Here is a 26,116-nt window from a genome sequence, read left to right on the forward strand (position 1 = left end):
TTCAATTACTGTTTAATACTTTATGTATACTTGTGCGGCAGTACTACCCATAAACACATCAAAGACGACAAAAGCGGTAAATAAACTCATTTAGAATTAGTCCAAATAAAGACGCTAAATTATGATAAAAAATAAATAATCCAAATTTTATTTAGAATGGTTTTAATTTAGAGATGATTAAATAATACCCTTCTATTTCAGAAATCCAGATAAAAGAAATGACAGTTCTTACTTCAGTATTAAACATGTTTTTATAGGAATTCCCAAGTATTAATTTTTGAAAGATTCAAGGTTAAATGACTTTTAATCTGCCTCTGTAATAACCAGACTCACGATTCTTGTTTTAAGCCATTATAATCATCATGTATAAGGGCATTCCAAAAGTAATATTAAAAGGAAAAGTTACAGCCAGGGCCATTGGTAGGTATAGTCCGGGATTTGCCTTGGGAACCGCCATTTTCATAGCTGCAGGTACCGCAATGTAAGAAGCACTCGCCGCTAATATTGCCAGCATAAACCTGTCTCCGGTACTACCTGTTACCAATTTACTTATCCAGGCCACAGTACATCCATTTATTACAGGGATAACAACGGCAAAGAGCGAGGTAAACCAGCCACTTCTTATAAAATCTGCCAATTTTCTCCCACTGATTATTCCCATATCCAGAAGAAAAATAGCCAGAAAGCCTTTAAAAATATCTGTGGTAAACGGGGCAATACCCTGGGCCTGACTTTCACTTGCCAGAAGACCGATAATTAAACTTCCTAAGATCATTAGCACACTACCATTAGTAAAAGAATGACCAATCAAATTGCTGAATTTTGGCGAATTTTCATCTTTTTTTCCGTACAGCGAAATCAACGTTACACCTACAATTATAGCAGGAGCTTCCATTAAGGCCATTAAGGCCACCATATGCCCACCATAGGAAATTTGCTGAATTTCAAGAAAGGAAACAGCGGTCACAAAAGTTACAGCACTAATTGACCCGTAGGCTGCTGCAATGGCTCCGGAATTTTCGATACTCAGCTTTTTCTTAAGAAGAAAAAAGGTGTAAACCGGAATTGCAATCGAACTAATTACACCAAATAATACAGTCCAGATCATCTCCATGGAAAAATGACTGTGGGATAATTCGCGTCCCCCATTAAACCCTATGGAAAATAAAAGATAGAGGGAAATGAATTTGGACGAGCTTTTCGGGATTTCCAGGTCACTCTTTAACTGAACAGCAAGGATTCCCATTACAAAAAATAGTAAGGCAGGACTCGTTAAATTATCTAGGAGTAAATTAAGATTCATAAATGTTCTTCTTTTATATGTTATTTATTTGTTGAGTAATAAGAGTGAAAAGTGTTGTAAATCATCTGCTGATAGTTCTATCTCAGCTTTTTAAAAAGTAGTCTTTGTCCTTTTTTATTATTAAATATTTTCCCGCCCTCATAAACAAGGTTACCGTTTACGAAAGTATGCGTGACCCTGCTGTTAAACTTCTCTCCCAGAAAAGGGGACCAATTGCACTTATAGAGAAGATTATTTGTGGTGACATTCCATGGAGAATTTATATCTACCAGCACCAGATCTGCGAAATATCCTTCACGTATATATCCCCTTTCCTTTATCCGATAAATCTCTGCCACATGGTGACTCATTTTCTCAACCACTTTTTCGAGACTTATTTTTCCCTGGCGACTAAGCTCCAGCATAGATACCAAAGCATGTTACACCAGAGGCCCTCCCAAATTCGCTTGAAAATAATTACCTGATTTTTCTCCTATGGTATGAGGTGCATGGTCTGTAGCTATAATGTCCAGCCTGTTATCATTTAAAGCTTCCAGGAGTCCATTTCTGTCACTTTCTTTTTTAATTGAAGGGTTCCATTTTATTCTGGAGCCAAGGTTTTCATAATCTTTTTCAGAAAACCAAAGGTGATGGACGCAGGCCTCGGCTGTTATACGTTTTTTTTCAACCGGGGTGCTGTTTTTAAAAAGGTTCGCTTCTGCAAGAGTAGAGATATGGAAAAGGTGAAGGCGATTATCATACCTGCGGGCAATGTCCAATACTCTCCTGGTAGCAACCACACAGGCTTCTTCGCTTCTTATCTCCGGATGGCAGGAAAAGGGGATTTCTTTTCCGTATTTTAATTTATATTTCTCAAGGTTTCTCTTTATAATTTCATCATCTTCAGAATGTAGAGCAACCAGGGTTTCGCATCGGGAAAAAAGCTGATCCAAGAATTCGGGATCATTTGCAAGAATTCCTTCTTCATTGTGAAAATATAGTCCGTCATCTGTAATTCCGCAGACAGTTTCAGTATCTGTTTTTAAGGCCTCTTCGAGATTATCTTTTCTTATGCCCATAAAGAAGGAATAATTGGCAAGAGATTTTTCTGAAGCCATTTTGTATTTATCCTCCAGTAATTCCCGGGTAAGGGTATTGTGAATAGTGTTGGGCATATCCATAAATGATGTCACTCCTCCAGCAACAGCTGCTACAGATTCTGAAAAAATATCAGCTTTATGAGTTAGGCCGGGATCTCTAAAATGCACCTGGTCATCAATAACGCCGGGCATAAGGAATAATCCCTCTGCATTTATTTCATGTGAGTCGTAGGTGACATCCACAGATGTCCCTATTTTCTCAATTCTTCCATTTGAGATGCGAAGGTCAGACACAAACCGTTTGCCTTCATTAACAATTGTAGCATTTCTAATAATGGTTGTAGACATTCCTCTTAAATTTTTCGATTAGTGGCTCTTCTTAATTTGTCATTTATGGTAAGACCAAGGCCTTTCTCCGGAAGCTCTTCAAAAATGAGAACATCAGCGTTCTTTTTATCCAGACGATGCATTGCGGCATATAATTTATTTGCAGCTTCTTTAAAGTTTCCTGTTTCCGATAGTACTTCCTGGTGAATAAGTGTGTGATCTGGCACTCTTTTGCTAAATAGAAGTAACCCGATTCTTTTTCCGGGAAATGATGTCATGGCCTTTATTACATCAGTTGTCAAATAACTTTCTGTAGCCGGTGAGTAATGCCGGGAAAGCATTCCGGGAGCATTTGGTTTATCTTCATTGTGCGTAGAAAACTTTAGGCTTCCAACCACCTTTTCCAATTCTTCTATAGAAATTGCACCGTGTCTTAATATTATGGGTTCTTCACCATTGAAACCCACGATAGTTGACTCTATTCCTCTCTCACACTCCCCCCCATCTAAGACAGTACTTAACCTGCCTTTAAAATATTTTTTTACATGTGCCGCTTTTGTGGGGCTTATAGATCCAAATGGATTTGCACTTGGGGCCGCCAAAGGAAACTGCAGTCTCTGCAGTAGCTCCAGTGTGAGGGGATGATTTGGTACTCGTACCGCAACTGTTTCAAGACCCGAAGTCACCACACCCGGAATTATATTTTTCTTCTTTAGAACCAGAGTAAGGGGCCCCGGCCAAAAAGATCTGGCCAGTTTAAAAGCCGTCTCCGGAATTTCTTTTGCAATCTTCTCCAGATCATCTGCTGAACTCAGGTGCACAATCAGGGGATTATGAGCAGGCCTCTTTTTCAATCTAAAAATTTTCTTTACAGCATTTTCGCTGAAGGCGTTTCCGGCCAGGCCATAAACAGTTTCCGTAGGTATAGCTACAATTCCGGTATTATTTAATTCTAGGATCGCCTTTTCGATGTTTGTTTGCATTTAAATTTTTCAGGGATTACATATATCACAATACATAGGATTTTCCCGACGTATGCCAAATGGATGTTCCTTTTCTATTGTATAAGAGCATTTTCCACATTTATAGACATGGCTTAATGTAGATTTTGTGGGTGATCCACATAATTCACAGGGTAGACCGGTTTTTGCCGCGGTCACACCAAAACCGGGAGAATTGCAGTGAGGACAACAGGATTTAATTTTCTCTACAAGCACCTCTGCTGCTTTTTCAATTACTTTCATTCTTGTAGGATTGTACAGGGCGCGCATATCTGTTTCAACAAAAACAGTATTGCTGTCTTTTTGCAATTTCTGATAACGGGCTTTTAGATGATCCCAGTCCGTTATACCTTTAGTAAGCACATTACCGGTCTCTCCTGAACTACGCAATAGAAGAGCATGTGAGGGAAATTGAGCCTCGTTTGCGAAATCCACCAGTTCTTTCCAGGTCTTAATTTCTTCTGTAGAAAAATTGGTTTCAACCTCAACTTTGTTAGCAGTAATTTCCAGATCATTTTTCCTGTCAATAAATATCACAATCTCTTCATTGGCAGGTAGAAAAGGAATTGAAGGATGGGAGCCGAAAGATCCTTCACTGGCAATACCCAGGTCGTAGCCATAAATTCTCATAGCTTCCAGACATTTGTTGCGTACCGTAGACACCGGCCCCTCTTTCCTTTCAATTTCTCCGGAAAAAGCTCCGAAGGAATCTGTATCAAAATTTTCGGGTACAAAGCATTGTACTCCCAGGCTCTTTTCAATTAAAGGTGCGAGAACGGTCTCCTTCTTATGTTTTGTCGCAATTAATAAGTGCCTGCTTTTGAACATTATATTTTCTCTACTTCGTTTTTTGCGGTGTAGGATATGTTCACTGTGGATTGCAGATCAATCATCTGGTTCTGATTTTCAGCATCCTTCATTAAGGTGATAATTTTTTCCCGAGCCTCCTGCAGCTCCTTTATTCTTTGCTGTGAGTTAATTGCAGGTTTACCGTCACGAATTTCTGAACTAAATTCTTTGATACGGTGAAACTGAATTTTACTGCTAATCATGTTAAGCAAAATCTCCTTTGCTTCTGTTGGAGTAAATTGTCCGTCAATGAATTTTACATTTTCCATGTGTTTGTTATTTAAAGGTTATTTGAATTAGGTTTTAGAAAGCGGAACAGACTTAAAAAGGTTATTATTATCATTGCTTTAGAAAGCTCTTCCAGAAGAACATTATCAGAAAAAATGAAGATGGCCAGGAAGATGCCGCCCAAAAACAGGCTGAAGAATAGCTCCAGATTTAAGGTTGAAGTCCAACTGGATAATTGTTGCACAAAACTTACTTTTGAGGTTTCTGAAGAAAGGTTTCTCTTTTTACTGCTGCTTGAAATCATTTGGTTCTATTTTGTGCTGCAAAGTTTAAAAATTGGAAGTATAACTGAAAATATATATATTTGATAACTCACATAAAAAAACCTTATGAACTACACCTTGCATCAGTTAAAAATTTTTTTAACGGTTTCCAGAACTCTCAGTGTAACCAGGGCATCCAAAGAACTACATATGTCCCAGCCAGCGGTGTCTATGCAGCTCCGAAATTTTCAGGAGCAGTTTGACATTCCTTTAACCGAAATTATTGGAAGAAAGATCCATATCACCGACTTTGGCAAGGAAATAGCCACGGCCGCCGAATATATTTTAAAAGAAGTTGAGGCAATAAATATGAAGAATTTTGCCTACCAGAACCAGCTCGTGGGCCGCCTGAAAATCGCTGTGGTCTCTACCGGTAAATATGTAATGCCTTATTTTTTATCTGCTTTTATGCGGGCACATCCAGGAGTAAATCTTTCCCTGGATGTAACAAATAAGAACTCGGTAGTAGAAAATCTGGAAAATAATGAAATTGACTTTGCACTTGTTTCGGTGCTTCCAGATCATTTGCAGATTGAAAGTATCGGCTTGATGGAAAATAAACTTTTTCTTGTGGGAGGCAGAGAACAGGAGTTGAAATTAGCACATCACAGCAGGGAAGTTTTTAGAGAGATTCCTCTAATCTACAGGGAGCAGGGATCCGGGACAAGACATGTAATGGAAAGCTTTATGAAACAGCACAATCTGCCTATTCTCAAAAAAATGGAATTAACTTCAAACGAAGCTGTAAAACAAGCGGTTATAGCAGGATTAGGATATTCTGTTGTGCCGATAATCGGGATTAAAAATGAGCTGCGGAATGGAGATCTGGAAATTATACCGGTGGGCGGATTTCCAATAAAATCAAACTGGCAAATAATCTGGATGAAAGGCAAAAAGTTCTCCCCCGCTGCCTCTGCCTATCTTGAATATGTAGAAAAGGAAAAAAGTAAAATTATTAAAGAAAAGTTTGGATGGTTTGAAAAATATTAGCTCCTGTTTTCTTATAAAAAATTTTAAAGAAAAAGATTTATCACTCCCATAAGAACTTCTTATAACCCCTCATGTTTTTTAGTAATTTTCGATCAGATTTATTGATTGTTTTAAGGCTTGTCAGTAGTGAGTTATCGGTTGTTCTTTTTCACGACTACAAACTAAGACTTTTTGCATTGCCGGTAATTGCCATTCTTAGAGTTCGACTTTTATATAAAAGCTTATATCAACTATTAACCTACTGTCACAACGTAGTGGAAATGCTTACACCTCAAAAACTACGAACTTTTAAAAGAAGTATTTATACTTGTCGATAATTGCCATTTTTGAGGCACAATCTTGAATGTGGTTGTGAGTTGTGGGTTTTTCCTAGCGACTGGCAACTTTCAAATAACCCAAAAACTCCTAAACAAACTTCCTGATCCACTTAAAGTGTTTAAAAGGTGCATATTTAAAAGACACATCGATCCAGGTAGGGGTTTTCACCACTGCTCGTTGATTGCTGAAGGTTTTAAAGCTTTCCTTGCCGTGGTACTGCCCCATTCCGCTGCCGCCTACGCCTCCAAAAGGCAAATGATGATTGGTAATGTGCATGAGCGTATCATTAATGCAGACTCCGCCGGAAGTGGTTTTGGTCAGGACCTCTTTGGCATTCTTTTCTTTTCCGAAGTAGTACAAAGCCAGCGGTTTTTCATTCTGATTAATAAAAGCGAGCGCTTCTTCCATTTTCGAATATGAAAGCACCGGAAGAATAGGACCAAAAATTTCCTGCTGCATTACAGGATCGCTTTTCTTTACATTATCCAAAACAGTAGGCGCAATAAACTTCTCCTCTCTGTCTGTCTCCCCACCAGATTTTACAGTCCCATCCTGCATTAATCCTTTTAACCTGTCAAAAGCTTTTTCGTGGATGATACGCGGATAGAATTTGCTTTCCTGTGGCTCATCCCCGAACATATCTTCAAACGATTCGGTTATTTTTACAATCAGTTCTTCTTTAATGCTTTCGTGCGCGAGCAGATAATCTGGTGCTATACACGTCTGGCCGGCATTAATGGTTTTCCCCCAGGCGATCCGGCGGGCAGCAATTTCAAGATTGGCAGTTTCATCTACAATACATGGGCTTTTACCTCCCAACTCCAAAACTACCGGAGTAAGATGTTCAGCAGCTGCTTTCATTACAATCTTTCCAACGGCGGTGCTTCCGGTAAAGAAAATCAGGTCCCATCGCTTTTTCAGCAAAGCCTCCCCGGTTTCCTGCGTACCCTGTACCAGCGCGATGTAATTGTCATCAAAAATTTCAGCAATAATTTCCTGCATTACCTGTGCGGTATTCGGAGTAAATTCCGAAGGTTTTAAAACAGCACAACATCCTGCAGAAATAGCGCCTACCAAAGGATTCATAAGCAGCTGAAAAGGATAATTCCACGGTGCGATAATTAAAGAAACACCCAGCGGCTCGTGGTGTAAACTACCCCTGGAGGGTAAAAGGTGAAGCGGAGTAGAAACCTTGTGAGGTTTGCTCCACTTTTTCACATTTTTGATATGGTTTTTAAGTTCCTGAAGTACAATACTCACTTCGGTTAAATAAGCTTCTTCATAAGATTTATGCAGGTCCTTGTGAAGCGCATCGGTAATTTTCTTCTCATTCTTTTCAATGGCCGATTTAAATTTCTTAAGCTGGTTTAACCTGAAATCAACCGACTTTGTTTCGTGCGTTGCAAAATAATCCCGCTGTGCTTTCAGGATTTTATCTATCGTAGCTTCATTCGTTTCCTTCATTTCTGTCTTTTTCAAAATTAAATTTTTCAGCAACTCCAACTTTTTTCTTCAGACAATCAGCCATCATTCCCTGCTTCGGAACAATGCAAGATGCTGAATAAGCGTCCGACTCTCAAGACCTCCCGCCAATGCTCCTGTTGTCACTCCTACGGTACTAATAAAAACCGCCAGCCGGATTTTATCTTCTAGAAGGATTTCGGGTTTGTTAAGTGTGGGCCAGGTTTGCATCAAATCTGGGGGAAATACATAAATTTCAATAATCATCATTAGCCCGCCCACCAGCAAAAATAAACCGATGCAGGCCAGAAAGATGCTGAAATAAATTACGCTGTTTGCCACCGCCAGATGTTCTGTAAGTATCCTTTTTTCTTTTCTGGGAAGAAAAAGCGACTGCACCCGCACGAGATAGAAGCTCGCCAGCATTATACTGATAATTGCGAAAAAAGCAGCTGTCCCGTTAGTCATTCCAAGGCCAACATCCCAGATTTCTGCCGTAAAAATAAGGATGATTGCCGGCGCTACGGCTGCTGTAGCCAAACCGGGCAAAGATAATGGCAGCAGGAGTGCCCTGTTTTTAAGCAAAGGTTTTATAAAATCCTTCAGGTGCCTGAAGGTCATTAAAACATGAAAAATAAAAGTTTCCAGATCATTTGCGTCTTGCAGTTCCCTGTCGGGCGCTTTTTTCGCGTTCTTCTTTAATTTTTCTTTTTCTTCAGCAGTAAAAGAAGGAATTTTAGGAATCTCCTCATTAAAAGATCTGGCGCCCATAATTTTGCTCACAGCCGGCGAGGTATGTTCCAGCCCCAACAAATGCCCTACCTGATGAAGAAAAATTTTAGCGCTGTTAAACCTCGTCCTGGAGTCACTAAGCTCCAGCCTTGGCTCATTTCTTCCGGTAGAAGTAAGTTTCCTGGTAGAAAGCACCACAATTCTCGTTACCGAAGAGGAAAGTCCTGCCACTAGGTTATTTTTTCGCGACATAAGCCCAACATCTGTTATTACCGTGACAAGATCATAGGGACCTTCTGCCATTCTAAGACTGGCACCGTCAAGAAATTCTGAAGGAAATCTTGAGCGGTCATTTTCCAGTTTTGTAGAATCTACAATATCAAAATACCAGTTGATCCCGGTGCTATGTTTTAATTCATCTTTCACATCCTCAACCAGTTGTTCTGCATACGCAATAAGCACCTCCTTATTCTGAACTCTGCTGAAGGCAATAAGGATCCCCACCTCCATTTCGGGTTTTGGCTGGGGGCCCTGGGCTTCCTTTAATGCACTAAAAAATCGCTTTCCAGAAGTTATAGCCCTTATCACCCTGGTAGAATTTATAATCCTTACCGACTGTAGTATTCTAATGGCATTTAATATTCTAAGAACCCGTAGAGCGGGAATTAAAAGTGCCAGAACTGTTATCCAGTTCTTTTTAATAAAACTGGCTTTTCTGGGTGCCAGTAAAACCTTTACTAAAAATTCAAAAATAAATAGTCCCCAGATAATGTAGATAAGCGTTTCCTGAAATGACGTTAAACCTCTTACAAGTTCTATAATGAATAAATAAAGCCATACCAGCGCCAATAAAAACATGGGTATTTCCAGTTGCTCCTCAAGTTTGTAAAATGTCCTGTAAAGTCTTCTGTTTCTTTTCATTCTCCTGCTGTTCTAATAGCTTCTTCACAATTTAGCAATTAATGAGTGACTACTGGAGATGAAGGTATATAAAGATTTTAAGAACCGCAGTATTAGTTGTTCCGCTTCCACTTCTTCGGAAGAAATTTGATCTGGTTTATTAATTACCAGTGTGTAAATCATCTTCATTTTTGCAAAATATCCTAACTAAGCACTGTTCTTTCACCTATTAATCTGAATTTTTAAAGGCTTATATTGCAGTTTAATTTACAGAAAGATGAAAACAGGAATTTCAGTAGAACAACGGCTTGAAGAGCGGGTTAAAGAATTAACCTGTCTCTATAATGTATCTTCTGCCATACGGAAACATTCTGATTCTGTAACTTCCACACTTACCGAAATTTGCCAAATTACAGGGCAGGCCTGGCTTTATCATGAAGATGCTATTGTGGAACTTAAGTTAAAAGATTATCACATAACCACCGCTACCATTCCTACCCAAACTGTAACCCAGCAAAGTAATATTGTGATCTTTGGAGAAGAATCTGGCGCTCTTATAGTTCATTATAATGCTGAAAAGTATCAAAAAGCACATTTTCTAAAAGAGGAGCAAAAACTGCTTAACAAGCTTGCTATCGAGATAAGCGAATTTTTTGAAAGACTGGAGGCTCATCATAAAGAAGAACACCTAAAAAGAATTGCTGAAAGAAATGACAGGCTCTCCATCCTGGGCGAAATTACTGCAGGGATTGCACACGAGCTTAATACGCCTTTAGGTAACATTTTAGGTTTCGCAGAGCTTATCGCTTCCAAATCTGAAAATCCTCAAATAAAAAAAGATGCCTCCAAAATAATTAAGTCGGCAATTTTTTCCCGGGAAGTGGTGAAGAAACTTATGTTTTTTGCTTGTGAAATGCCACAGGATAAGAAAGCGATCCAGATACAACCAGTAATCCTTCAGGCACTTGCATTACTCGGTCCAAATTTCGAAAAAGCTAATGTTAATCATAAATTTCATATAGATAACCCGAAACTTGAAGCACAGCTGGATTCGATTCAGTTTACGCAAGTTTTATTCAATCTTCTAATCAATGCAATCTACGTCTCCCCTCCAAAAAGCACAATATCAATAACCGTTACCAGCAACGAGAAATCATTTTGTTTAGAAATTGCAGATGAAGGACCCGGAATTTCTTCCGAATTAAAAGCTAAAATCTTTGAACCATTTTTCACCACAAAACCTATAGGCGAAGGTGCTGGTCTTGGTTTGAGCGTAGTCCACGGAATTATAAAAAGTCATAAAGGGGAAATCGCGATTTTTGATAATGAAAACGCTGGTGCCATTTTTCAAATTCAACTCCCTCTAAAGTTTTAGATGATGCAATTTAAAAAAGAAAATATTCTTATTGTTGATGATGATTATGATATGCTGGAACTGCTGCAACGGCAGCTTCATGAACAACAATACTATTCTTATAAAGCCACTTCTGTAGTTGAAGCCATAAATATCCTTAAATCCAATTCCATAGATCTGCTCATTACAGATTTACAAATGCCCGGAATAAATGGGATGGAGCTCGTTAAATATGTAACGGAGCATTTTCCACGGGTTCCCAAACTGGTAATTACAGGCTATCCCTCTGTAGATGGAGCCCTGGGCGCAATAAAATCTGGTGCGTTAGATTATCTGGTCAAGCCTTTTACTGCGGGGGAACTAAAGCAGGCTGTGGAAAAATCCCTTCCGGAAAAAGTAGATAAGGTTAACATTGAAGCTTCGGATAAGCCAAAGGTTTATGCCGGTATTGTTGGGCAGTCAAAAAAGACTGAAGTTCTTATTGATACTATAGAACGTGTGAAAAACAACAGGGCCACAATTTTAATTGAAGGAGAGAGCGGGACAGGCAAAGAACTCGTTGCCCGAGCCATCCATTATAAAGGTTCTTTTGCCGCAAATCCTTTTATAGCGGTGAACTGTGGTGCAATTCCTGAAGATCTTCTTGAAGCAGAACTTTTTGGTTATAAAAAAGGCGCTTTTACGGGAGCTATTGAAAACAGGATTGGTTTCTTTCAGGCTGCAGAAGGTGGCACTATTTTCCTGGATGAAATTGGAACTGCCTCTTCCACAGTTCAAACCCGGCTGCTCAGAGTTCTTCAGGAGAAAGAAGTACGGATGATAGGGGAACAAAAATCGCGGAAAATTGAAGTCCGCATTGTGGCCGCAACCAATAGCAATCTTATAAGGATGGTCGAAAATGGCAATTTTCGGGAGGACCTTTACTACAGGTTAAACGTGGTAAACATTGCTACTCCCCCACTACGGGAAAGACCGGAAGATATTCTGCTTATAGCAGAAACATTCCTGAAAAAGTACGGACTGGAATACAACAAACCCGGAATGCGGTTAACTGAAAAGGCCGCAGAAGTTCTCCAGAGACATCCCTGGCCAGGAAATGTTCGGGAACTGGAAAATATCATCCAGAGATCAATAATTATGAGTGAAAAACAAATTGATTTAGAAGATCTTCCGGATTATCTGAAATATCCCCAGCCCGTTTCCGAAAATACCCTAAAACCCCTTCAACAGGTAGAAAAAGAACATATTTTAAATGTTTTACAAGCCGTTGACAACAACAAAACCCGGGCTGCAGAAATTCTGCAAATTGATAGAAAAACTCTCCGGAACAAATTAAAATAATGAATATTTCGGACCGGGTCATTCTTCCCCGACCGGTACATTCCTCCCCGCCTTTAGCACCTCCTTACAATTTTTAATTATTTATAATCTAATGTATATCAGTGTTTTATAATATAGTTTTTCATTATAAGCTTCCCCGGCATATCATTTGACTTTTAGAGACCTAAAAGATAAATGATGGCACCGGAAGTATTAGAAAAGAAAAATTCACCCAAAAAAAAGCAACAGCCTATAATGAATCTTCAAGTTACCCAAGAGATGTTAAAGGGTCTGTGCTTTAATTGTGACAACAGACGATCCTGCGTTTGGAAAGAAAACAGGAAGTTATACTGTGAACATTTTGAATAAAAAAATATGCTAAAGACAAAAACTATCAGCAAGCAAAACATGTATGATACTGTAATGAAGCAGTTTAACAAAACTGCAGATATCATCGAGCTTAACCCAAATATCCGAAAGATCCTTGGAATTACCAACAACGAAATTATTGTTCATTTTCCTGTGAAGATGGACAATGGTAAGGTAGAGGTTTTTACGGGCTATCGGGTACAACACAATAATGCCCTGGGACCTTATAAAGGCGGTTTACGTTACCACACCACGGTAGATATCGATGCTGCAAAAGCACTGGCAATGTGGATGACCTGGAAAACCTCCCTTACTGGACTTCCTTACGGCGGCGCAAAAGGCGGAATCCAGATAGATCCACGGGATTATTCCCTGGCTGAACTGGAGCGAATAACCAGAAGGTTTACTTATGCCCTTGGTGAAAATATAGGACCGGAACATGATATCCCGGCGCCAGATGTTAATACCAATACCCAAACCATGGCGTGGATTGCAGATACGTATATGTCTACCAAATCCACTTCAGAGCGTTCCCACAATCAGCACGTAGTGACTGGGAAGCCGGTTGGATCTGGCGGCTTGGAAGGTCGGGACCGGGCAACAGGTTATGGTGTTTATCTGAGCATTAAACTCTTGCTTAAAACAAAGGGAGAAGATTTAAAAGGAAAAACTTTTATAGTCCAGGGATATGGGAATGTTGGTTACTGGGCTTCACATTTTTTAATTGAAGACGGTGCAGTGCTAATTGCTGTCCAGGATGCACATGCTACGATTTATAATGAAAACGGAATTGATTCTGAAAAACTGGCACAACATACCGAACCAAGAAAAGGTTCGATAAAAGGTTTTTCTGAAGCCAATGAAATAGACGCTACAGAATTCTTTGGCCTTGACTGTGATATTGTTATTCCGGCAGCCCTGGGCAACCAGATTACCGCAGAGAATGCTTATAGAATAAAAGCAAGCATAGTCGCAGAAGGAGCAAATGGACCTACAGATAATGAAGGCGAGGAGATTTTACTCCAAAATGGGGTAACTATACTGCCAGATATCTTTTGTAATTCCGGCGGAGTTATAGGCAGCTATTTTGAATGGTTACAAAACAGGAACGGAGAGCTATGGCAATTAGAAGAAGTTTTACAAAAGTTGGAGAAAAAAATTACAGAAAACTTCTATAAAATACATGCTGAAGTACAGAAACGGGAAGTCGATTGGCGTACAGCCGCATACATTTTGGCGATCACCAGAATAGAAACAGCCTATACTCAAAGAGGAATTTTCCCATAGTTATTACCTAAGAAAAACGAATATGAAATACGGAAAATTAATTATAGAAAAGAAAGAAAAAGAATTTTTAAAGCAGGTAATGTCCCTGGCGAAATATTACAAGGATAATACTTATAAAACCTCTATTGAAAAGCTGAATGAGGAGCTTAAACATGCACAAATTGTTACTATAGAAAAGATGCCACAGGATGTAATAAGGCTTAATTCCCTGGTGACCATCGAAACACCTTACGCGGTAAAAAAGACCTATCAAATCGTCACACCGGATAAGAGTGACCTGCGAAAAGATAAAATTTCTATTCTTGCACCAATGGGCCTCGCTCTGTTTGGTTATGCTGAAGGAGATGAAGTTAGCTGGCAATTCCCGATGGGGGAAAGTTCTATAAAAATAATAAAGGTTTTACAAGCAGAAAAAATTGCAGTCAATGGAAAATTTAATAAACAACATTCAGAAACATCATAATGAGGAAGAAATAAGGGATCTGGGAATGACAAAAGAAGTCTTCAACTGGAGAGAAGAACTGGAATTTACCAATGAAGAAATTCATTTTTACACTACTCTCTTATCGTCCAATCTTATTGAAAGGACAAGATCTAATTGTGAGGACGCAAATTACTTATTTCAGCAACTTCAGGATTTAAAAGATTCCAACGAGTCACATATAGAAACCTGTATCAGGTTTCAGAACTCTTTGGAAAATATGAAGGAATGCGATGATGTACAGTGTGATAACCAGTACCTCAAAGAACATCTTTATTTAAAAGAAATGTTCGAAAAACATTTTATGGAATTCAGAAGAATTAAAGCATCCGCTTTTCGATATGTAAAAGCGGGTATCGACAGCTATCTTTTAAAGTAGTTAGGTTTATTTATTAATTGTTTGGGTCCGGATGTCCGGTATAGAAGGTAATACGGACCCAATTTTAAAAAAATGATTTTATGACCCTCCCTCTTCTTATATTGAACGTTCTTCTTTTTTTCGCCACTATGTTATTTCTGTATCAGGGTTTACTAGGAATATTAAGAAGAATAGCAAAGGCAGATAATGTGCTCGATACAATTTTTGTTATAAAATTGTGTAAAAGTATGTCCCTGATTTTGGGAGTTTATAGTATCAGACTTATTTATCTCCATAAAGAAAATATCATGGAATTTCTTAATGAGTGGCTTGTGATGGTGATCTACGCCGATGCCGGAATTATAGGAGTTGCCTTGGTTATATCTTATAATTTATTCATTAAAAAATTTTCTTTTTAGAAAGAAAGTAAGCTTATAATATAATCTAAAGCTCTGAGGCTTCAAATAATGTAAAGGTAAAAACAGAACCTTTACCCACTTCACTTTTTACTCTTAGAACTCCGTTATGTCGTTTTATTATTTCATTAGCGAGATATAAACCTATACCAAAACCGGAGTAGGTCTCTTCATTATTGCCATCTACACGATAAAACCGTTTAAATATTTTCTTTTGATTTTCCTGTCCTATACCAATTCCAAAGTCTTTTACACTTACTGAAACCTTATTCCCCTTCGCTTTACTTATCCTTACCTCAATATCACGGTTAAAAGGTGAATATTTAATAGCATTGGTCACCAGGTTGATTAAAACCTGGCCGATACGGTCTTTATCCCCATGAATATTACAGTTGTAGTCTTCGGTAATATAGATATTATGGCCGGTATTTGTATAATTAATATCCTGAACGGTTTCTGCTACAAGACTGTTAAGGCTGAAAGTTTCCTTCTGAAGGTCCAGTTTATTTTTTTCGATCCGGGATAAATCCAGCATTTCTGAAATAAGCCTCGTCAATCTGTTAATCTGATGGTCCACACGTACCAGGTACATTTCATAAGGTTTTTCGGAAAGCTTTTGCTCCTTCTCCTTTTTTAAAAGACTTAACAATAATTGAACGTAACCTTTAATGGAGGTAATGGGGGTTTTTAATTCATGGCTCACCATTTTCAGGAAATCTTCCTTGCGTTTTTCCTCCAGCTTTATTTTCTGAATCTCTGTGGCAGTGCAAATCCACATCTTGATTTTTCCACTCTCGTCTTTTACCGCTTCTGCCCTGCTAAGGTGCCACTTGTATCTGTTCTTTTTATTAAGGTAACGGAATTCCATTTCAAAATCTTTGCCCGATTCCAAAGAATTTTGCCAGCTTTTGAGATATTCTTCTTTTTCATTGGGATGGATGAAGTTCACCCAGCCCTTTCTTGTAAGCTCCTCAGCTGTAAATCCTGTATACTCCAACCATCCCTGATTAAAATAAATAAAATTACCATCTGCATCTGTATTGGCTACTTTTTCAGGCATTAAATCGGCCAGTTGTCTAAAACGGGATTCGCTCTCCTTTAGAAGCTCCCTGGATTTTACCATTTCGGTTACATCTACAGCCATATTTAAAATTCCGTAGATCTCACCTTTTTCGTTACGTAAGGCTTTATAAGTAAAATTAAAATAACCAGACTGCAATGTGCCATCTATCATCAAATTGACCGGATCCTCTTTACCCCAATAAGTCTCCCCGGTTTCATAGACTTCCTGAAGCAAATCGTGAAAAGGCTGCCCCTCCAGTTCTGGTAAAGCCTTTCTCAACGTTCTTCCTACTACCGAATGATCTTTACCCCAAAGCTCTATCATGGCATCATTGGCTATTTCAATTTTCATTTCCCTGCCGGTATAAAGCGCGGTCGCCACATTTGCTTCCTCTATAATAGACCTTATACGATGCTCCTTTTCCCTTATTAGCTGTTCCTTTACTTTTTCCTCATGCACATCTACCACAGTTCCTATCATTCCCAAATATTCACCACCCGCATCATAATTTGGTCTGCCGCTATCAATAACCCATCGGTAATCCCCATTTTTGTTACGCAGTCTAAAGCTTATACTAAAAGCCTCCTTATTGTCGTTTGCCTTTTTAAAAATTTGCCTCACCCGGGGTTCTTCCTCCGGATGCACCGCCTTTAACCAACCAAAATCTGTACTCTCACTTTCAATTTGGCCTGTATACTCATACCAGTTTTTGTTGAGATAATAATTTTGTCCGTCGGGTCGGGTGATCCAGATAATTGCCGGTACTGTGTCTATTAGTTGGCGTAATTCATTTTCTCTTTCTTCAAGTTTTTGCCTTGCCTCCACCTTCTCGGTAACATCTACGGCGTGCACAAATATCCCGTTTACTTCATTTGATCCCGTTAATATTGGCTGGTAAACGAAGTCTACATAAGAATTTTTAAAATTGTTATCTTTTGTATACATTTTTATTGGCATCTCATTGCCTGTAACAGATTTACCAGAAGTATACACGGTGTCAAGCAGCTCAAAAAATCCCTGATTCTCTACTTCGGGCAAGGCCTCCCTTACCTCCTTACCTAAAATATCTCTATTCGCAACCAGTTGAAAATAATTATCATTAGCCAGTTCAAAAACATGCTTAGGACCGCGTAAAATACAAATCATGGCAGGGGCCTGGGAGAAAATATCCCGGAAGTTTTCCAAGTCATCTTTATCTGCCTTTGTTTCCTGATTTTCAGAGTTGATTTTATTAAATGAAATAAGAATTAAATCTGACGAATTCTTCTCCTTATCCAGAGTAGCGGCATTAACAAGGAATTTCTGCTCACCAGCTTGTAGAATATTGAAAGATACCTCAAGATCCTTTATACCTTTCTCCTGCAATTCGTCATTCTTGAGGAGTTCGTCCAGCTCCAAAAAAATCTCTCTTTCGCCTAATGCTAATGCTGAATTTTCTTCTTTTTGCAGTTTAAATGTGGAATAAAAACCATCATTGGCTTGTATTACCATTCCCTGCTTATCTACCACTACTACCGGCTCTTTGACGGTATAAACAATAGATTTTGCCAAGTTAATACCTGCAGTTCTATCTTTTAGCGGGCTCTTAGCACCGTCTATATTATTCTTCATGAAATTTTTTCTTGTGGTAATCCTGACAAAAAAATCATTATCAAAATTGCTACCATTTTTATTCGGAAGCGTTGCTCCTGTGCTAATTAACTATATTAATTTCTTTAAAAAACAAGAAGAAGTTTTATTTCACAATTTGTCCTCTCTGAATTAATCATAGCTGCACCATTTAAAGCAGTACCTTATTTCCTCTTTTTCCTCCAATCTGCTGCTAAAATTAATAGTTTTCACAAAAGAACATATTTTTCACTAATTCCCATGTTTTTTTGCACTCGGGTCCCTTTCAAAATTCTTCATCAACCGGAAAAAGTTCAAATAACCTTTTAAAAAATCATTACTTTTTGCTCTCTAAAACTGTTTAACATTTGGATTTCATCAGAAAAAAGTCTGTGCCCAAAAAATGGCAATTATCGACAGGTAGATATTTGCCATTTTCAGCACTGTTCCTTTATTGGGGATAAAGAATGAACCTCCGTGATTTGTGTTGACCGGTTGAACTCTCCACTCTTAACGCTATAATAACGGATGGTACCGAACCTTAATTTATACATAACCCCCACCGGCAAAATCGCCATTACTTTTGAATAAAATAATTTTTAAATCAAATATTATGATTTTAGAAAAAGAAAAAAGGCTTATTCGTGAGACCATCGAGTTTCCTGTTCAATACGACAGGGTACAACAAACAATAAAAGACGCAAAAAAGATGATGGTTTGTGATATTCGAGGTTGGGGAAAGATCCAGTTTATGGACAAACCTGAACAGCGGCAGGATGCCATTGGGGAAGTAGTGGCGAAACTACTAAACGAGTATCATTTTAAAGAAAACCTGCGTTGTGATGATGAGCAATTAAAAGAGGATATGGTTTTTATTTAAAAACCAGCTCCTCTTTTTCGTTCTGCAAGAAAAAACAGGGCTTTTAAAGTGACAGTGCAAAATGCCAATTTTGTACCCTCCACATATTGAGCCTTCAGCATGTTACTATACTATAATTCTTTCTAATGTTCTTGGGGAGAATAATGGATTTACTTCAAAAGGCAAGCTTCAACCACATTAATTCAGCTAAAAATTTTATTTTTGGCTATTATGGAGAATTTTTTTCTAACAATCCATTCATTCAACTAGAATTTAGGCTTTAAACCTAAGTATTACGATTAAAAACTTCTCATTTTCCCGAAATTTTCTTCTGAATGCTACAATTTCCGTATAAACAGAAAAAATTATCAGTTTGAAGAAAATGAGTAGGAAAAAATGAGATTATTATAAGAATTTAATCTAAAAAAACCTTTAAACAGATAATTCTACCTTTCAGCGAATAAAATTTTAAGTATTGATCTTTATGCTTAAATTAATAGTATACAGAGTATTAACTTAAAAATTATCGCCATGGAAATCTTTTCTGCTTTTGCTGATAATTATAGAGTTACCATGAAGGGCATTAATCCTTATGTGAAGTTTTTCTTCACGCTTGTCCTTGCTTTTATTCTTCTTACAGTGATTAGCGCTGTTGTGAACGTAATTGTAAATGGAGCATAGAACTTTATAATTTCTCTACTAATCTTTTAAACTGAAGCCTTATCTTAAGGTCTACAGCAGAGTTCTTTTTGGATGAATTGAACCTGATTATTGAACTTGAAATTTGGTGATTAAAAATTTGTCAAGGAAAATGCCTTTGACAGGCTCAGCCAGACTAGAGTGGGTTTTATTCCAGAGACTTGTTACGCCTAACAAAGGTTTATTTTTTTGTGAAGAAATAAAGAGGCTGCCTGTAAATGGCAAATATCGGCCTGTATGATCAACTGTGTCATAATTTACTTGTTTCAGCATCATAGCTGAAAAGTTTTATGATCCTGGAATTTGAAATGTGCTGCTAATCTTAATAAGTTCTTGTTCGGAAGATATTTTTTCACCGGTTACTCTATGGGTTCACCTCACGCCAGACAGCCCTACACTGGAAAGAATGCTTAATAATTTCCCTCAGGGCTATAAAAATGACCTACCACTTAAAATCCTGATTATCTTCATATATAGTTCCGCCTCTCGTGCTATTAGGAGAATCTACTATTCGCTCTTGCCACTTCACCCCTCCTACCCTCTGATTTGCCCCGCACGGCTATTAAACAGATCATAAAGTTTTTCCTGCCAGATAAAGACCTGTTGTTAACTTCCAAAAAAATAGTAACTTTAGGAAATACCGATGTGTAAAGAATTAAGAACCTGGAACAGTGGGTAATAAAAGTAGCATTTTCATGCTACAGAAGCTCCTGTTTTTATTGAAGCTGAAATTATTTTACCTCAAACAATTTTTCCGGCAAAATCCGGCACATTTGCTATAAGGTCACCATTTCTATTATGGCTGCCCCTACTCTTTTTTTGTATTATTAGCTGCTCCCCAAAACTGCAAAACGTAGAAGCTCCCATTGAAGAAGCAGAAGCTTTCTCCTATACCGGGACCGAGGCTATTCCAGAAGAATGGTGGACTGCCTTTGATGATCCTGACTTAAACAAACTTATTGACAGCGCCCTTACAGAAAACCTCAACCTTGCAGCCACATGGGAACAATTTCAAGCCGCACAAGCCATTGTGAGGAGGGAAAAATCTTTTTTATGGCCAGATATAGATCTTGCAGCCCGAAGCGCCATAAGCCGGCCGGAACCAGATTTTGCAGGTGGTGAAAACTTTCAGGCAGGTCTTGCTGCAGGATATGAACTCGATCTTTGGGGAAGGATTCGTTCAGGAATTCAGGCGGAAGAATTTAGGGCAGAAGCTTCATTTTATGATTACCAGGCTGCGGCTATGACCCTTTCCGCAGAAATTAGCACCACCTGGTTCCAGCTGCTCACTCTGGAAAAGCAACTGGAACTTACCAATCAGCAAATTGAAACCAACGAAGAAATTATAAGGCTTATCCGCGCCAGATTTACTAGCGGACAAATACGGGCCGTAGATATCCTGCGCCAGCAGCAGTTACTGGAAAGTACACGGGATCAAAAGATATTCTTTGAAACACAATTGATGCTACTTCAAAACAGACTGGCGTTGCTTTTAGGACGTCCACCTCAAAATTTCACTATCACACCAGAAAATGAACTTCCGGAATTACCTCCTCTTCCCGAGACCGGCCTTCCATTGAAGCTTATCAGGCGCCGGCCCGACGTTAAGCAGGCTTACAACTTTGTTTTGGCTGCAGACCGGGAAATGGCTCAAGCTATAAGAAGTAAGTATCCGCGTCTCTCTTTTGACCTAAGCGCTCAATCCAGATCCAATAATTATAACAACCTTTTCCAGGATTGGGCATACACTCTGGCCGGAAATCTTGTGGCACCGCTGTTGTATGGCGGCCGCATTCGTGCAGAAATTGATCGCACTGAAGCTTTAAAAAACCAGGAGCTCTACCTCTATGGGCAAACGGTGCTGGAAGCTTTTAGGGAAGTGGAAGATGCCCTTATCCAGGAACAAAAGCAAAAAGAGAGAATTGAAGTACTGGAACGTCGACTGGAACTTGCGCAAAAAACAAATAGACAATTGAGAATTGAATTTCTTAACGGACTTAGTGAATACCTGGATGTACTGCTTTCGCTGGATCAGGAACAGCAGTTACAGCGGGATATTCTGGAAGCACAGCAAACGCTCCTGGAACACAGGATCACTTTATACCGTGCGCTTGCTGGCGGATTTGAAACTGAACGCACTGATACCGCTGAATTTTAAATAAACAGAAAGGCACTTATGAGCACAAAAAAAATATTGATGATCTGCCTTGGCATCCTGCTTCTCGCGGTGGTAATTACTTATTTTATTTTTTCTACCGAACCCACGGCAAGTTCTGAAGGTGCAACCAAACAAACTGCAATGCTGGTAGATGTTGTAGAGGCAGAACATGGCAATTTCCAGCCGGTAATTCAGGCAACTGGTATGGTACAACCGGTAGAGGACGTAATGCTGAGTCCGCAGGTGAGTGGACAGGTAATACGCAGGTCTCCGGAATTTATTCCGGGAGGGTTTGTGCAAAAGGGAGCGGTTTTGTTGCAAATCGATCCTTCAGATTTTCGGAATACCCTGGAGTTACGCAGAAGCGATTTGCTACAGGTACAAACCGATCTTAACATGGAAATGGGACGGCAGGAAGTTGCAGAACAGGACCTGGCACTTGCCGAGGTCGATTCGCTCTCTGCAAACCAGCGCTCCCTGGTACTCCGCAAACCTCAGCTGGATGCTATACGAGCGCAGGTGAAAGCTGCCGAAGCAGCTGTCGCCCAAGCCGAACTTGAATTATCGCGCACAACAATAAGAGCTCCTTTTGATGCCCATATTTTGAGCCAGAATGTAACGGTGGGATCACAGGTCACACCCGGTGACGAGCTGGGAAGATTAGTGGGCAGCGAACAATACTGGATTACCCTTACAGTTCCCGTAGATAAGCTGCAATGGTTATCCTTTCCGAAATCTGATGATGAAACCGGATCCCCGGTAGTAATCAGGAATTCAGGATGGCCAAAGGATGTTTTCCGGACAGGTTATCTGGATAAACAGGTAGGCGCACTCGATGACCAGACCCGTCTTGCACGTGTTCTCGTGAGAGTTGATGATCCATTGGCAAGAGAAGATACTACCAACGCTCAAAGGGAACTTATGATAGGAGGTTTTGTAGAAGCAAATGTACAGGCAAAGGAAATTGATGATGTGGTAAGATTAAACCGGGATTACCTTCGGAATAATCAAACCGTGTGGGTAAATGAAGATGGGCAACTCTCCATCAGGGAAGTGGAAATCATTCTTACAGATTCGGAATATGCATATATAAGCTCCGGCTTAAGTGAAGGGGAAGAAGTGGTGACCACAAATCTTAGCACTGTTTCTGAAGGGGTCAAATTAAGAACGGGAGAATCTGAAAATGCTTCCGGAAACAACAACCAGCAGGAACGAAACACGGAGGAATAAAAGAAATGGGGAAGCCGGAGAATAGAAAAGTGCGGAAAGAAGGAGCTATAGCGTTTATGGCCAGGAATTCTATTGCTGCAAACCTATTAATGATCATTTTAATAGGTGGCGGGATTTGGACGATGTTCAATATTCAAAAGGAAGTATTTCCGCAGTTCCAGCTGGATTATGTAGAGGTAAATGTGGTTTATCCCGGTGCTGCTCCTGCTGAAGTGGAACAGGGGATATTACTTCCGGTAGAAGAAGCAATCCGCGGCATTCAGGGCATCAAAGAAATTACTTCCACCGCTAATGAAGGTTCAGGAAATATTCTTATTGAACTGGTAGCCGGTACAGACCGGATGCAGGCTTTTCAGGATATAGATCAGGGAGTGCGGCGCATACAAACTTTTCCCGATGATATTGAGCGGCCGCAGGTAAACCTCCAGTCCCGCCAACGGGATGTAATGGAAATTGCCATTTACGGGGAAACAGACATCTGGACACTTCGGATTCTTGCTGAACGGCTCCGCAACCGACTTCTCAGCGATCCGGAAATTACGCAGGTAGAAATAGGAAATGTGCCAGATTATGTCACGCATATTGAAATCCCGCGGCATAATCTTAGACAATATAACCTTACTTTGGGGCAGGTGGCGAATATTGTCGCCCAGTCCAGCGAAGATGTGCCGGCGGGTGCAGTTGAAACCCATTCCGGGGAAATTTTGCTCCGCATGCAGGAACGTAAACAATGGGCTGAAGAATTTGGAGATATTACTATTGTCTCCTCTGCTTCAGGCGCACGGGTTACCCTGAAGGATATAGCAACCATCACCGACGGATTTGAAGAAACCGGATTTCACGGACAATTTAATCAAAGCCCTTCCGTAGACCTTAGTATTTACCGCATTGGGGATCAGTCCCCGCTGGATATTGAAGAAACGGTTCTGGAAATTATGGAAGATTTTCAACTACCTCCGGGAGTGGAATTTCGTGTAGACAGTAATAGTGCCGAAGATTACCGCGAAAGGTTAGCCTTGCTTACAGAAAACGGAATTATGGCTATTGTAATTGTACTGGTAATACTGGCGCTGTTCCTGGAATACCGGCTGGCGTTTTGGGTGATGATGGGAATGGCCATTTCCTTTATTGGCGGCATGATATTCCTCCCCTTGGTAGGACTAAGCATTAATATGATCTCGATGTTTGGTTTCCTTGTAGTTTTAGGGATTGTGGTGGATGATGCCATTGTGGTAGGTGAAAACATCCATGAATACAGGCAAAAGGGAATGAACCCTATAGATGCTGCCATTGCAGGAACCAAAGATGTCTCGAAACCGGTAATTTTTAGCATCCTCACTACAATAATCGCTTTTGTACCGCTGCTTTTTATGCCCGGGGAAACAGGGAAATTCTGGTGGCCGCTGCCGGCAGTTGTGATTGTTATTCTGGCTGTTTCCCTATTAGAAGCCCTTTTTATACTGCCTTCGCACCTTGGGCATCTTAAAGATAAAAAAACAAAAGGGTGGGCAGCCAAACTGGAAAAAATGCAGGAATCTTTTGCTGAAGGTTATAACCGTGTTATTGATAAATATTACCGCCCCCTGCTGGACCTTTGTCTTAAATACCGGTATATCACATTGAGCGCTGCTGTAGCACTTCTGCTAATCGTAGGCGGATACGGCTACAGCGATCATATGGGAATGATTATGATGCCTGAAGTGGCAGCCGATGAAATTGAAGCCGGGGTGCGACTACCTGTAAGCACAACTCCTGAACAGGCTGCCAAAGTTGCCGAAGAAATTACTGAATCTACACGCCTAATGTTTGAAGAACATAACCTCTTCGAAGTGGCAGAAGGAGTGAAAACCAACGTACGCGGACAAAATTTTATTGATGTGGAAATTGTAATGCTTCCACCCGATGAAAGGGATATGTCTGCACGGGAACTTATCGAATTATGGCGCGACAATATTGGAGAAATTGAAGGTGTGGACCAGATTACTTTTGAAGCAGAACGCGGGCCAGGTGGCTATCAGCAGGATATTAGCGTAGACCTTAGCCATTCAGATATTGATGTGCTGGAACAGGCAAGCACAAAGTTTCTTGAAGAGATGGAAGCTTTTGAAAATACCCGCGACCTCAACGATAATTATGACAAAGGAAAACTTCAATACGATTTTAAGCTTCTACCAGAAGGCAGGAATCTTGGTCTCACCTCTAATGAAGTAGGCCGGCAGGTGCGAAATGCCTTTTTTGGGGCTCTTGCCATGAGACAACTAAGAAGCACCAACGAAATTGAAGTGCGGGTTAAACTGCCACTGGAAGAAAGACGGGATATCGATAACCTCGAGAATTTCCTTGTTCGTACTCCCGCCGGAGTTGAAGTTCCACTTTTAGATGTGGTAGAGGTGGAACAGCGGGAAGCCTTTACCAGTATAAACCGTCGGGACGGACGCAGAGTGGTAAATGTAGGAATGGATGTAGAACCTTCTAATGCCGTGAGCCAGGTGCTGGAATCGGTACAAAACGAAGTTTTACCTCAGCTGAGAGCAGATTTTCCGGGGCTTACCTGGAGTTTTGAAGGGAGCCAGGCAGATATGCGTGAATCTACAGATTCGTTATGGAGCGGCTTTGCTATGGCTATGTTAATTATTTATGCACTTTTAGCCATTGCTTTTGGCAGTTACACCCAGCCCGTTATTGTACTTTCTGCCATTCCTTTTGGAATTGTGGGAGCCGTAATAGGACATATTCTACTGGGTTACGATCTTTCTGTAGTAAGCTTGATGGGCGTTATTGCCCTCTCTGGTGTTGTGGTAAATGACTCTTTGATAATGATAGATTTTGCCAATAAACAACGGGAAAAATTTTCGGTTTATGATTCCATTCATGAAGCGGGGCTTCGGCGTTTCCGGCCAATTATGCTTACCACCCTCACTACTTTTGGGGGCCTCACCCCTATTATCATGGAAACTTCAAGCCAGGCAGAATACCTTATCCCAATGGCTATTTCGTTGGGCTTCGGAATTATCTTTGCCACCTCCATTATTTTGGTTATTGTACCCTGTCTTTATCTGGCGCTGGAAGATGTTACGCTGCTTATTAAAAAGGGTAAAACTGTAAAACGAAATCCAGAGACTTCAGCAACATAAGTGCAATTAATAAAAATACCAGCTTCCACTCCTTCAGGTTGCCCCTACTCAAACTGAAGGTCGAAAACTGGCATTTTTAACTATAGACTAAAACAAATTAAACTAAGAATAGTTGTCTTTTGTTAAAATTGAAATTAATACTTCTGAAGCTACATATCAATACCCAAAATATGGTATTTTCACTTATAAAATACTTATAATGAAGTACCTATAACCTTTAAATTTAACATTTTCAGCTAAAAATGCTTCTTAAGAAGAATTCCTTCTGC

General features: G+C 39.8%; 21 protein-coding genes and 1 pseudogene. 12 read left to right on the forward strand and 10 right to left on the reverse strand.

Features of this window, described 5'->3' with window-relative positions; all coding sequences use genetic code 11:
- Window positions 1-343 precede the first annotated feature (343 nt).
- From RM549_RS03305 to RM549_RS03330, 6 genes and pseudogenes are all read right to left on the reverse strand, one after another.
- Complete coding sequence (locus RM549_RS03305) at window positions 344-1,303, reverse strand: sodium-dependent bicarbonate transport family permease (protein ID WP_311681132.1); 960 nt, start codon at window positions 1,301-1,303, stop codon at window positions 344-346.
- A 77-nt stretch (window positions 1,304-1,380) separates the two neighbouring features.
- Window positions 1,381-2,730 (reverse strand): annotated as a pseudogene (locus RM549_RS03310) (dihydroorotase).
- Between the two features lie 5 nt (window positions 2,731-2,735).
- Complete coding sequence (locus tag RM549_RS03315; RefSeq protein ID WP_311681150.1) at window positions 2,736-3,692, reverse strand: L-threonylcarbamoyladenylate synthase; 957 nt, start codon at window positions 3,690-3,692, stop codon at window positions 2,736-2,738.
- Window positions 3,693-3,701: 9 nt separating this feature from the next.
- The gene (locus tag RM549_RS03320; protein ID WP_311681159.1) at window positions 3,702-4,538 is read right to left on the reverse strand and encodes a DUF6671 family protein; all 837 of its coding nucleotides are present in this window, start codon (window positions 4,536-4,538) and stop codon (window positions 3,702-3,704) included.
- Complete coding sequence (locus RM549_RS03325) at window positions 4,538-4,828, reverse strand: hypothetical protein (protein WP_311681165.1); 291 nt, start codon at window positions 4,826-4,828, stop codon at window positions 4,538-4,540. The genes RM549_RS03320 and RM549_RS03325 overlap by 1 nt, the downstream gene beginning before the upstream one ends.
- Before the next feature lie 11 nt (window positions 4,829-4,839).
- Window positions 4,840-5,091, reverse strand: a complete 252-nt coding sequence (locus tag RM549_RS03330; RefSeq protein WP_311681173.1) for a hypothetical protein — start codon at window positions 5,089-5,091, stop codon at window positions 4,840-4,842.
- An 85-nt stretch (window positions 5,092-5,176) separates the two neighbouring features.
- Here RM549_RS03330 and RM549_RS03335 point away from each other — a divergent pair, with 85 nt between their 5' ends.
- Entirely contained in the window at window positions 5,177-6,100 is a 924-nt protein-coding gene (locus tag RM549_RS03335) for a LysR family transcriptional regulator (RefSeq protein ID WP_311681180.1), read from the forward strand.
- A gap of 405 nt (window positions 6,101-6,505) precedes the next feature.
- On the opposite strand, the gene RM549_RS03340 is transcribed toward RM549_RS03335, so the two are convergent.
- Both RM549_RS03340 and RM549_RS03345 read right to left on the reverse strand, forming a co-directional pair.
- The gene (locus tag RM549_RS03340; RefSeq protein ID WP_311681187.1) at window positions 6,506-7,897 is read right to left on the reverse strand and encodes an aldehyde dehydrogenase; all 1,392 of its coding nucleotides are present in this window, start codon (window positions 7,895-7,897) and stop codon (window positions 6,506-6,508) included.
- 48 nt (window positions 7,898-7,945) lie between these two features.
- A complete protein-coding gene (locus RM549_RS03345; RefSeq protein ID WP_311681195.1) occupies window positions 7,946-9,532 on the reverse strand; it encodes a hypothetical protein in 1,587 nt (528 codons plus the stop codon).
- A 256-nt stretch (window positions 9,533-9,788) separates the two neighbouring features.
- Between RM549_RS03345 and RM549_RS03350 the strand changes: the two genes are divergently transcribed.
- The 6 genes from RM549_RS03350 (at window position 9,789) to RM549_RS03375 (ending at window position 15,099) form a co-directional block, all read left to right on the forward strand.
- Complete coding sequence (locus RM549_RS03350; protein WP_311681201.1) at window positions 9,789-10,886, forward strand: sensor histidine kinase; 1,098 nt, start codon at window positions 9,789-9,791, stop codon at window positions 10,884-10,886.
- A gap of 3 nt (window positions 10,887-10,889) precedes the next feature.
- Window positions 10,890-12,206, forward strand: coding sequence for a sigma-54-dependent transcriptional regulator (locus tag RM549_RS03355; RefSeq protein ID WP_311681656.1), 1,317 nt, complete (start codon window positions 10,890-10,892; stop codon window positions 12,204-12,206).
- Window positions 12,207-12,560: 354 nt separating this feature from the next.
- Window positions 12,561-13,841, forward strand: coding sequence for a Glu/Leu/Phe/Val family dehydrogenase (locus RM549_RS03360; protein WP_311681205.1), 1,281 nt, complete (start codon window positions 12,561-12,563; stop codon window positions 13,839-13,841).
- Between the two features lie 22 nt (window positions 13,842-13,863).
- Complete coding sequence (locus tag RM549_RS03365) at window positions 13,864-14,304, forward strand: GreA/GreB family elongation factor (RefSeq protein ID WP_311681209.1); 441 nt, start codon at window positions 13,864-13,866, stop codon at window positions 14,302-14,304.
- Window positions 14,267-14,701, forward strand: coding sequence for a hypothetical protein (locus tag RM549_RS03370; RefSeq protein WP_311681216.1), 435 nt, complete (start codon window positions 14,267-14,269; stop codon window positions 14,699-14,701). Before RM549_RS03365 ends, RM549_RS03370 begins: the two co-directional genes overlap by 38 nt.
- Before the next feature lie 80 nt (window positions 14,702-14,781).
- The gene (locus tag RM549_RS03375; RefSeq protein WP_311681221.1) at window positions 14,782-15,099 is read left to right on the forward strand and encodes a hypothetical protein; all 318 of its coding nucleotides are present in this window, start codon (window positions 14,782-14,784) and stop codon (window positions 15,097-15,099) included.
- Between the two features lie 25 nt (window positions 15,100-15,124).
- Here RM549_RS03375 and RM549_RS03380 read toward each other — a convergent pair whose 3' ends face one another.
- The gene (locus RM549_RS03380; protein WP_311681226.1) at window positions 15,125-17,770 is read right to left on the reverse strand and encodes a PAS domain S-box protein; all 2,646 of its coding nucleotides are present in this window, start codon (window positions 17,768-17,770) and stop codon (window positions 15,125-15,127) included.
- Window positions 17,771-18,380: 610 nt separating this feature from the next.
- Here RM549_RS03380 and RM549_RS03385 point away from each other — a divergent pair.
- Both RM549_RS03385 and RM549_RS03390 read left to right on the forward strand, forming a co-directional pair.
- Window positions 18,381-18,647 (forward strand): hypothetical protein, encoded by a 267-nt coding sequence (locus RM549_RS03385; protein ID WP_311681232.1) that lies wholly within the window; start codon window positions 18,381-18,383, stop codon window positions 18,645-18,647.
- A 510-nt stretch (window positions 18,648-19,157) separates the two neighbouring features.
- Window positions 19,158-19,307 (forward strand): hypothetical protein, encoded by a 150-nt coding sequence (locus RM549_RS03390; RefSeq protein WP_311681240.1) that lies wholly within the window; start codon window positions 19,158-19,160, stop codon window positions 19,305-19,307.
- A gap of 87 nt (window positions 19,308-19,394) precedes the next feature.
- Here RM549_RS03390 and RM549_RS03395 read toward each other — a convergent pair whose 3' ends face one another.
- On the reverse strand, window positions 19,395-19,601 hold the full coding sequence (locus RM549_RS03395) for a hypothetical protein (RefSeq protein WP_311681246.1): 207 nt from the start codon (window positions 19,599-19,601) through the stop codon (window positions 19,395-19,397).
- A gap of 568 nt (window positions 19,602-20,169) precedes the next feature.
- Here RM549_RS03395 and RM549_RS03400 point away from each other — a divergent pair.
- Genes RM549_RS03400 through RM549_RS03410 form a run of 3 tightly spaced genes read left to right on the forward strand, consistent with a single transcriptional unit; the run spans window position 20,170 to window position 25,847 of the window.
- Entirely contained in the window at window positions 20,170-21,483 is a 1,314-nt protein-coding gene (locus tag RM549_RS03400; RefSeq protein WP_311681657.1) for an efflux transporter outer membrane subunit, read from the forward strand.
- A gap of 18 nt (window positions 21,484-21,501) precedes the next feature.
- Window positions 21,502-22,713 (forward strand): efflux RND transporter periplasmic adaptor subunit, encoded by a 1,212-nt coding sequence (locus RM549_RS03405; RefSeq protein ID WP_311681249.1) that lies wholly within the window; start codon window positions 21,502-21,504, stop codon window positions 22,711-22,713.
- Window positions 22,714-22,718: 5 nt separating this feature from the next.
- On the forward strand, window positions 22,719-25,847 hold the full coding sequence (locus tag RM549_RS03410) for an efflux RND transporter permease subunit (RefSeq protein WP_311681254.1): 3,129 nt from the start codon (window positions 22,719-22,721) through the stop codon (window positions 25,845-25,847).
- Window positions 25,848-26,116: the final 269 nt, after the last annotated feature.

This window comes from Autumnicola patrickiae (genome assembly GCF_031846525.1).
Classification (GTDB): domain Bacteria; phylum Bacteroidota; class Bacteroidia; order Flavobacteriales; family Flavobacteriaceae; genus Autumnicola; species Autumnicola patrickiae.

Bases quoted from the DNA above. Each gene is read 5' to 3' on its own strand.
- RM549_RS03395 (WP_311681246.1), bottom strand. From the start codon at position 19,601: ATGATGCTGAAACAAGTAAATTATGACACAGTTGATCATACAGGCCGA.
- RM549_RS03350 (WP_311681201.1), top strand. From the start codon at position 9,789: ATGAAAACAGGAATTTCAGTAGAACAACGGCTTGAAGAGCGGGTTAAA.
- RM549_RS03380 (WP_311681226.1), bottom strand. From the start codon at position 17,770: ATGAAGAATAATATAGACGGTGCTAAGAGCCCGCTAAAAGATAGAACT.
- RM549_RS03385 (WP_311681232.1), top strand. From the start codon at position 18,381: ATGATTTTAGAAAAAGAAAAAAGGCTTATTCGTGAGACCATCGAGTTT.
- RM549_RS03405 (WP_311681249.1), top strand. From the start codon at position 21,502: ATGAGCACAAAAAAAATATTGATGATCTGCCTTGGCATCCTGCTTCTC.
- RM549_RS03345 (WP_311681195.1), bottom strand. From the start codon at position 9,532: ATGAAAAGAAACAGAAGACTTTACAGGACATTTTACAAACTTGAGGAG.
- RM549_RS03355 (WP_311681656.1), top strand. From the start codon at position 10,890: ATGCAATTTAAAAAAGAAAATATTCTTATTGTTGATGATGATTATGAT.
- RM549_RS03360 (WP_311681205.1), top strand. From the start codon at position 12,561: ATGCTAAAGACAAAAACTATCAGCAAGCAAAACATGTATGATACTGTA.
- RM549_RS03320 (WP_311681159.1), bottom strand. From the start codon at position 4,538: ATGTTCAAAAGCAGGCACTTATTAATTGCGACAAAACATAAGAAGGAG.
- RM549_RS03410 (WP_311681254.1), top strand. From the start codon at position 22,719: ATGGGGAAGCCGGAGAATAGAAAAGTGCGGAAAGAAGGAGCTATAGCG.
- RM549_RS03335 (WP_311681180.1), top strand. From the start codon at position 5,177: ATGAACTACACCTTGCATCAGTTAAAAATTTTTTTAACGGTTTCCAGA.
- RM549_RS03365 (WP_311681209.1), top strand. From the start codon at position 13,864: ATGAAATACGGAAAATTAATTATAGAAAAGAAAGAAAAAGAATTTTTA.
- RM549_RS03330 (WP_311681173.1), bottom strand. From the start codon at position 5,091: ATGATTTCAAGCAGCAGTAAAAAGAGAAACCTTTCTTCAGAAACCTCA.
- RM549_RS03325 (WP_311681165.1), bottom strand. From the start codon at position 4,828: ATGGAAAATGTAAAATTCATTGACGGACAATTTACTCCAACAGAAGCA.
- RM549_RS03375 (WP_311681221.1), top strand. From the start codon at position 14,782: ATGACCCTCCCTCTTCTTATATTGAACGTTCTTCTTTTTTTCGCCACT.
- RM549_RS03305 (WP_311681132.1), bottom strand. From the start codon at position 1,303: ATGAATCTTAATTTACTCCTAGATAATTTAACGAGTCCTGCCTTACTA.
- RM549_RS03370 (WP_311681216.1), top strand. From the start codon at position 14,267: ATGGAAAATTTAATAAACAACATTCAGAAACATCATAATGAGGAAGAA.
- RM549_RS03390 (WP_311681240.1), top strand. From the start codon at position 19,158: ATGGAAATCTTTTCTGCTTTTGCTGATAATTATAGAGTTACCATGAAG.
- RM549_RS03315 (WP_311681150.1), bottom strand. From the start codon at position 3,692: ATGCAAACAAACATCGAAAAGGCGATCCTAGAATTAAATAATACCGGA.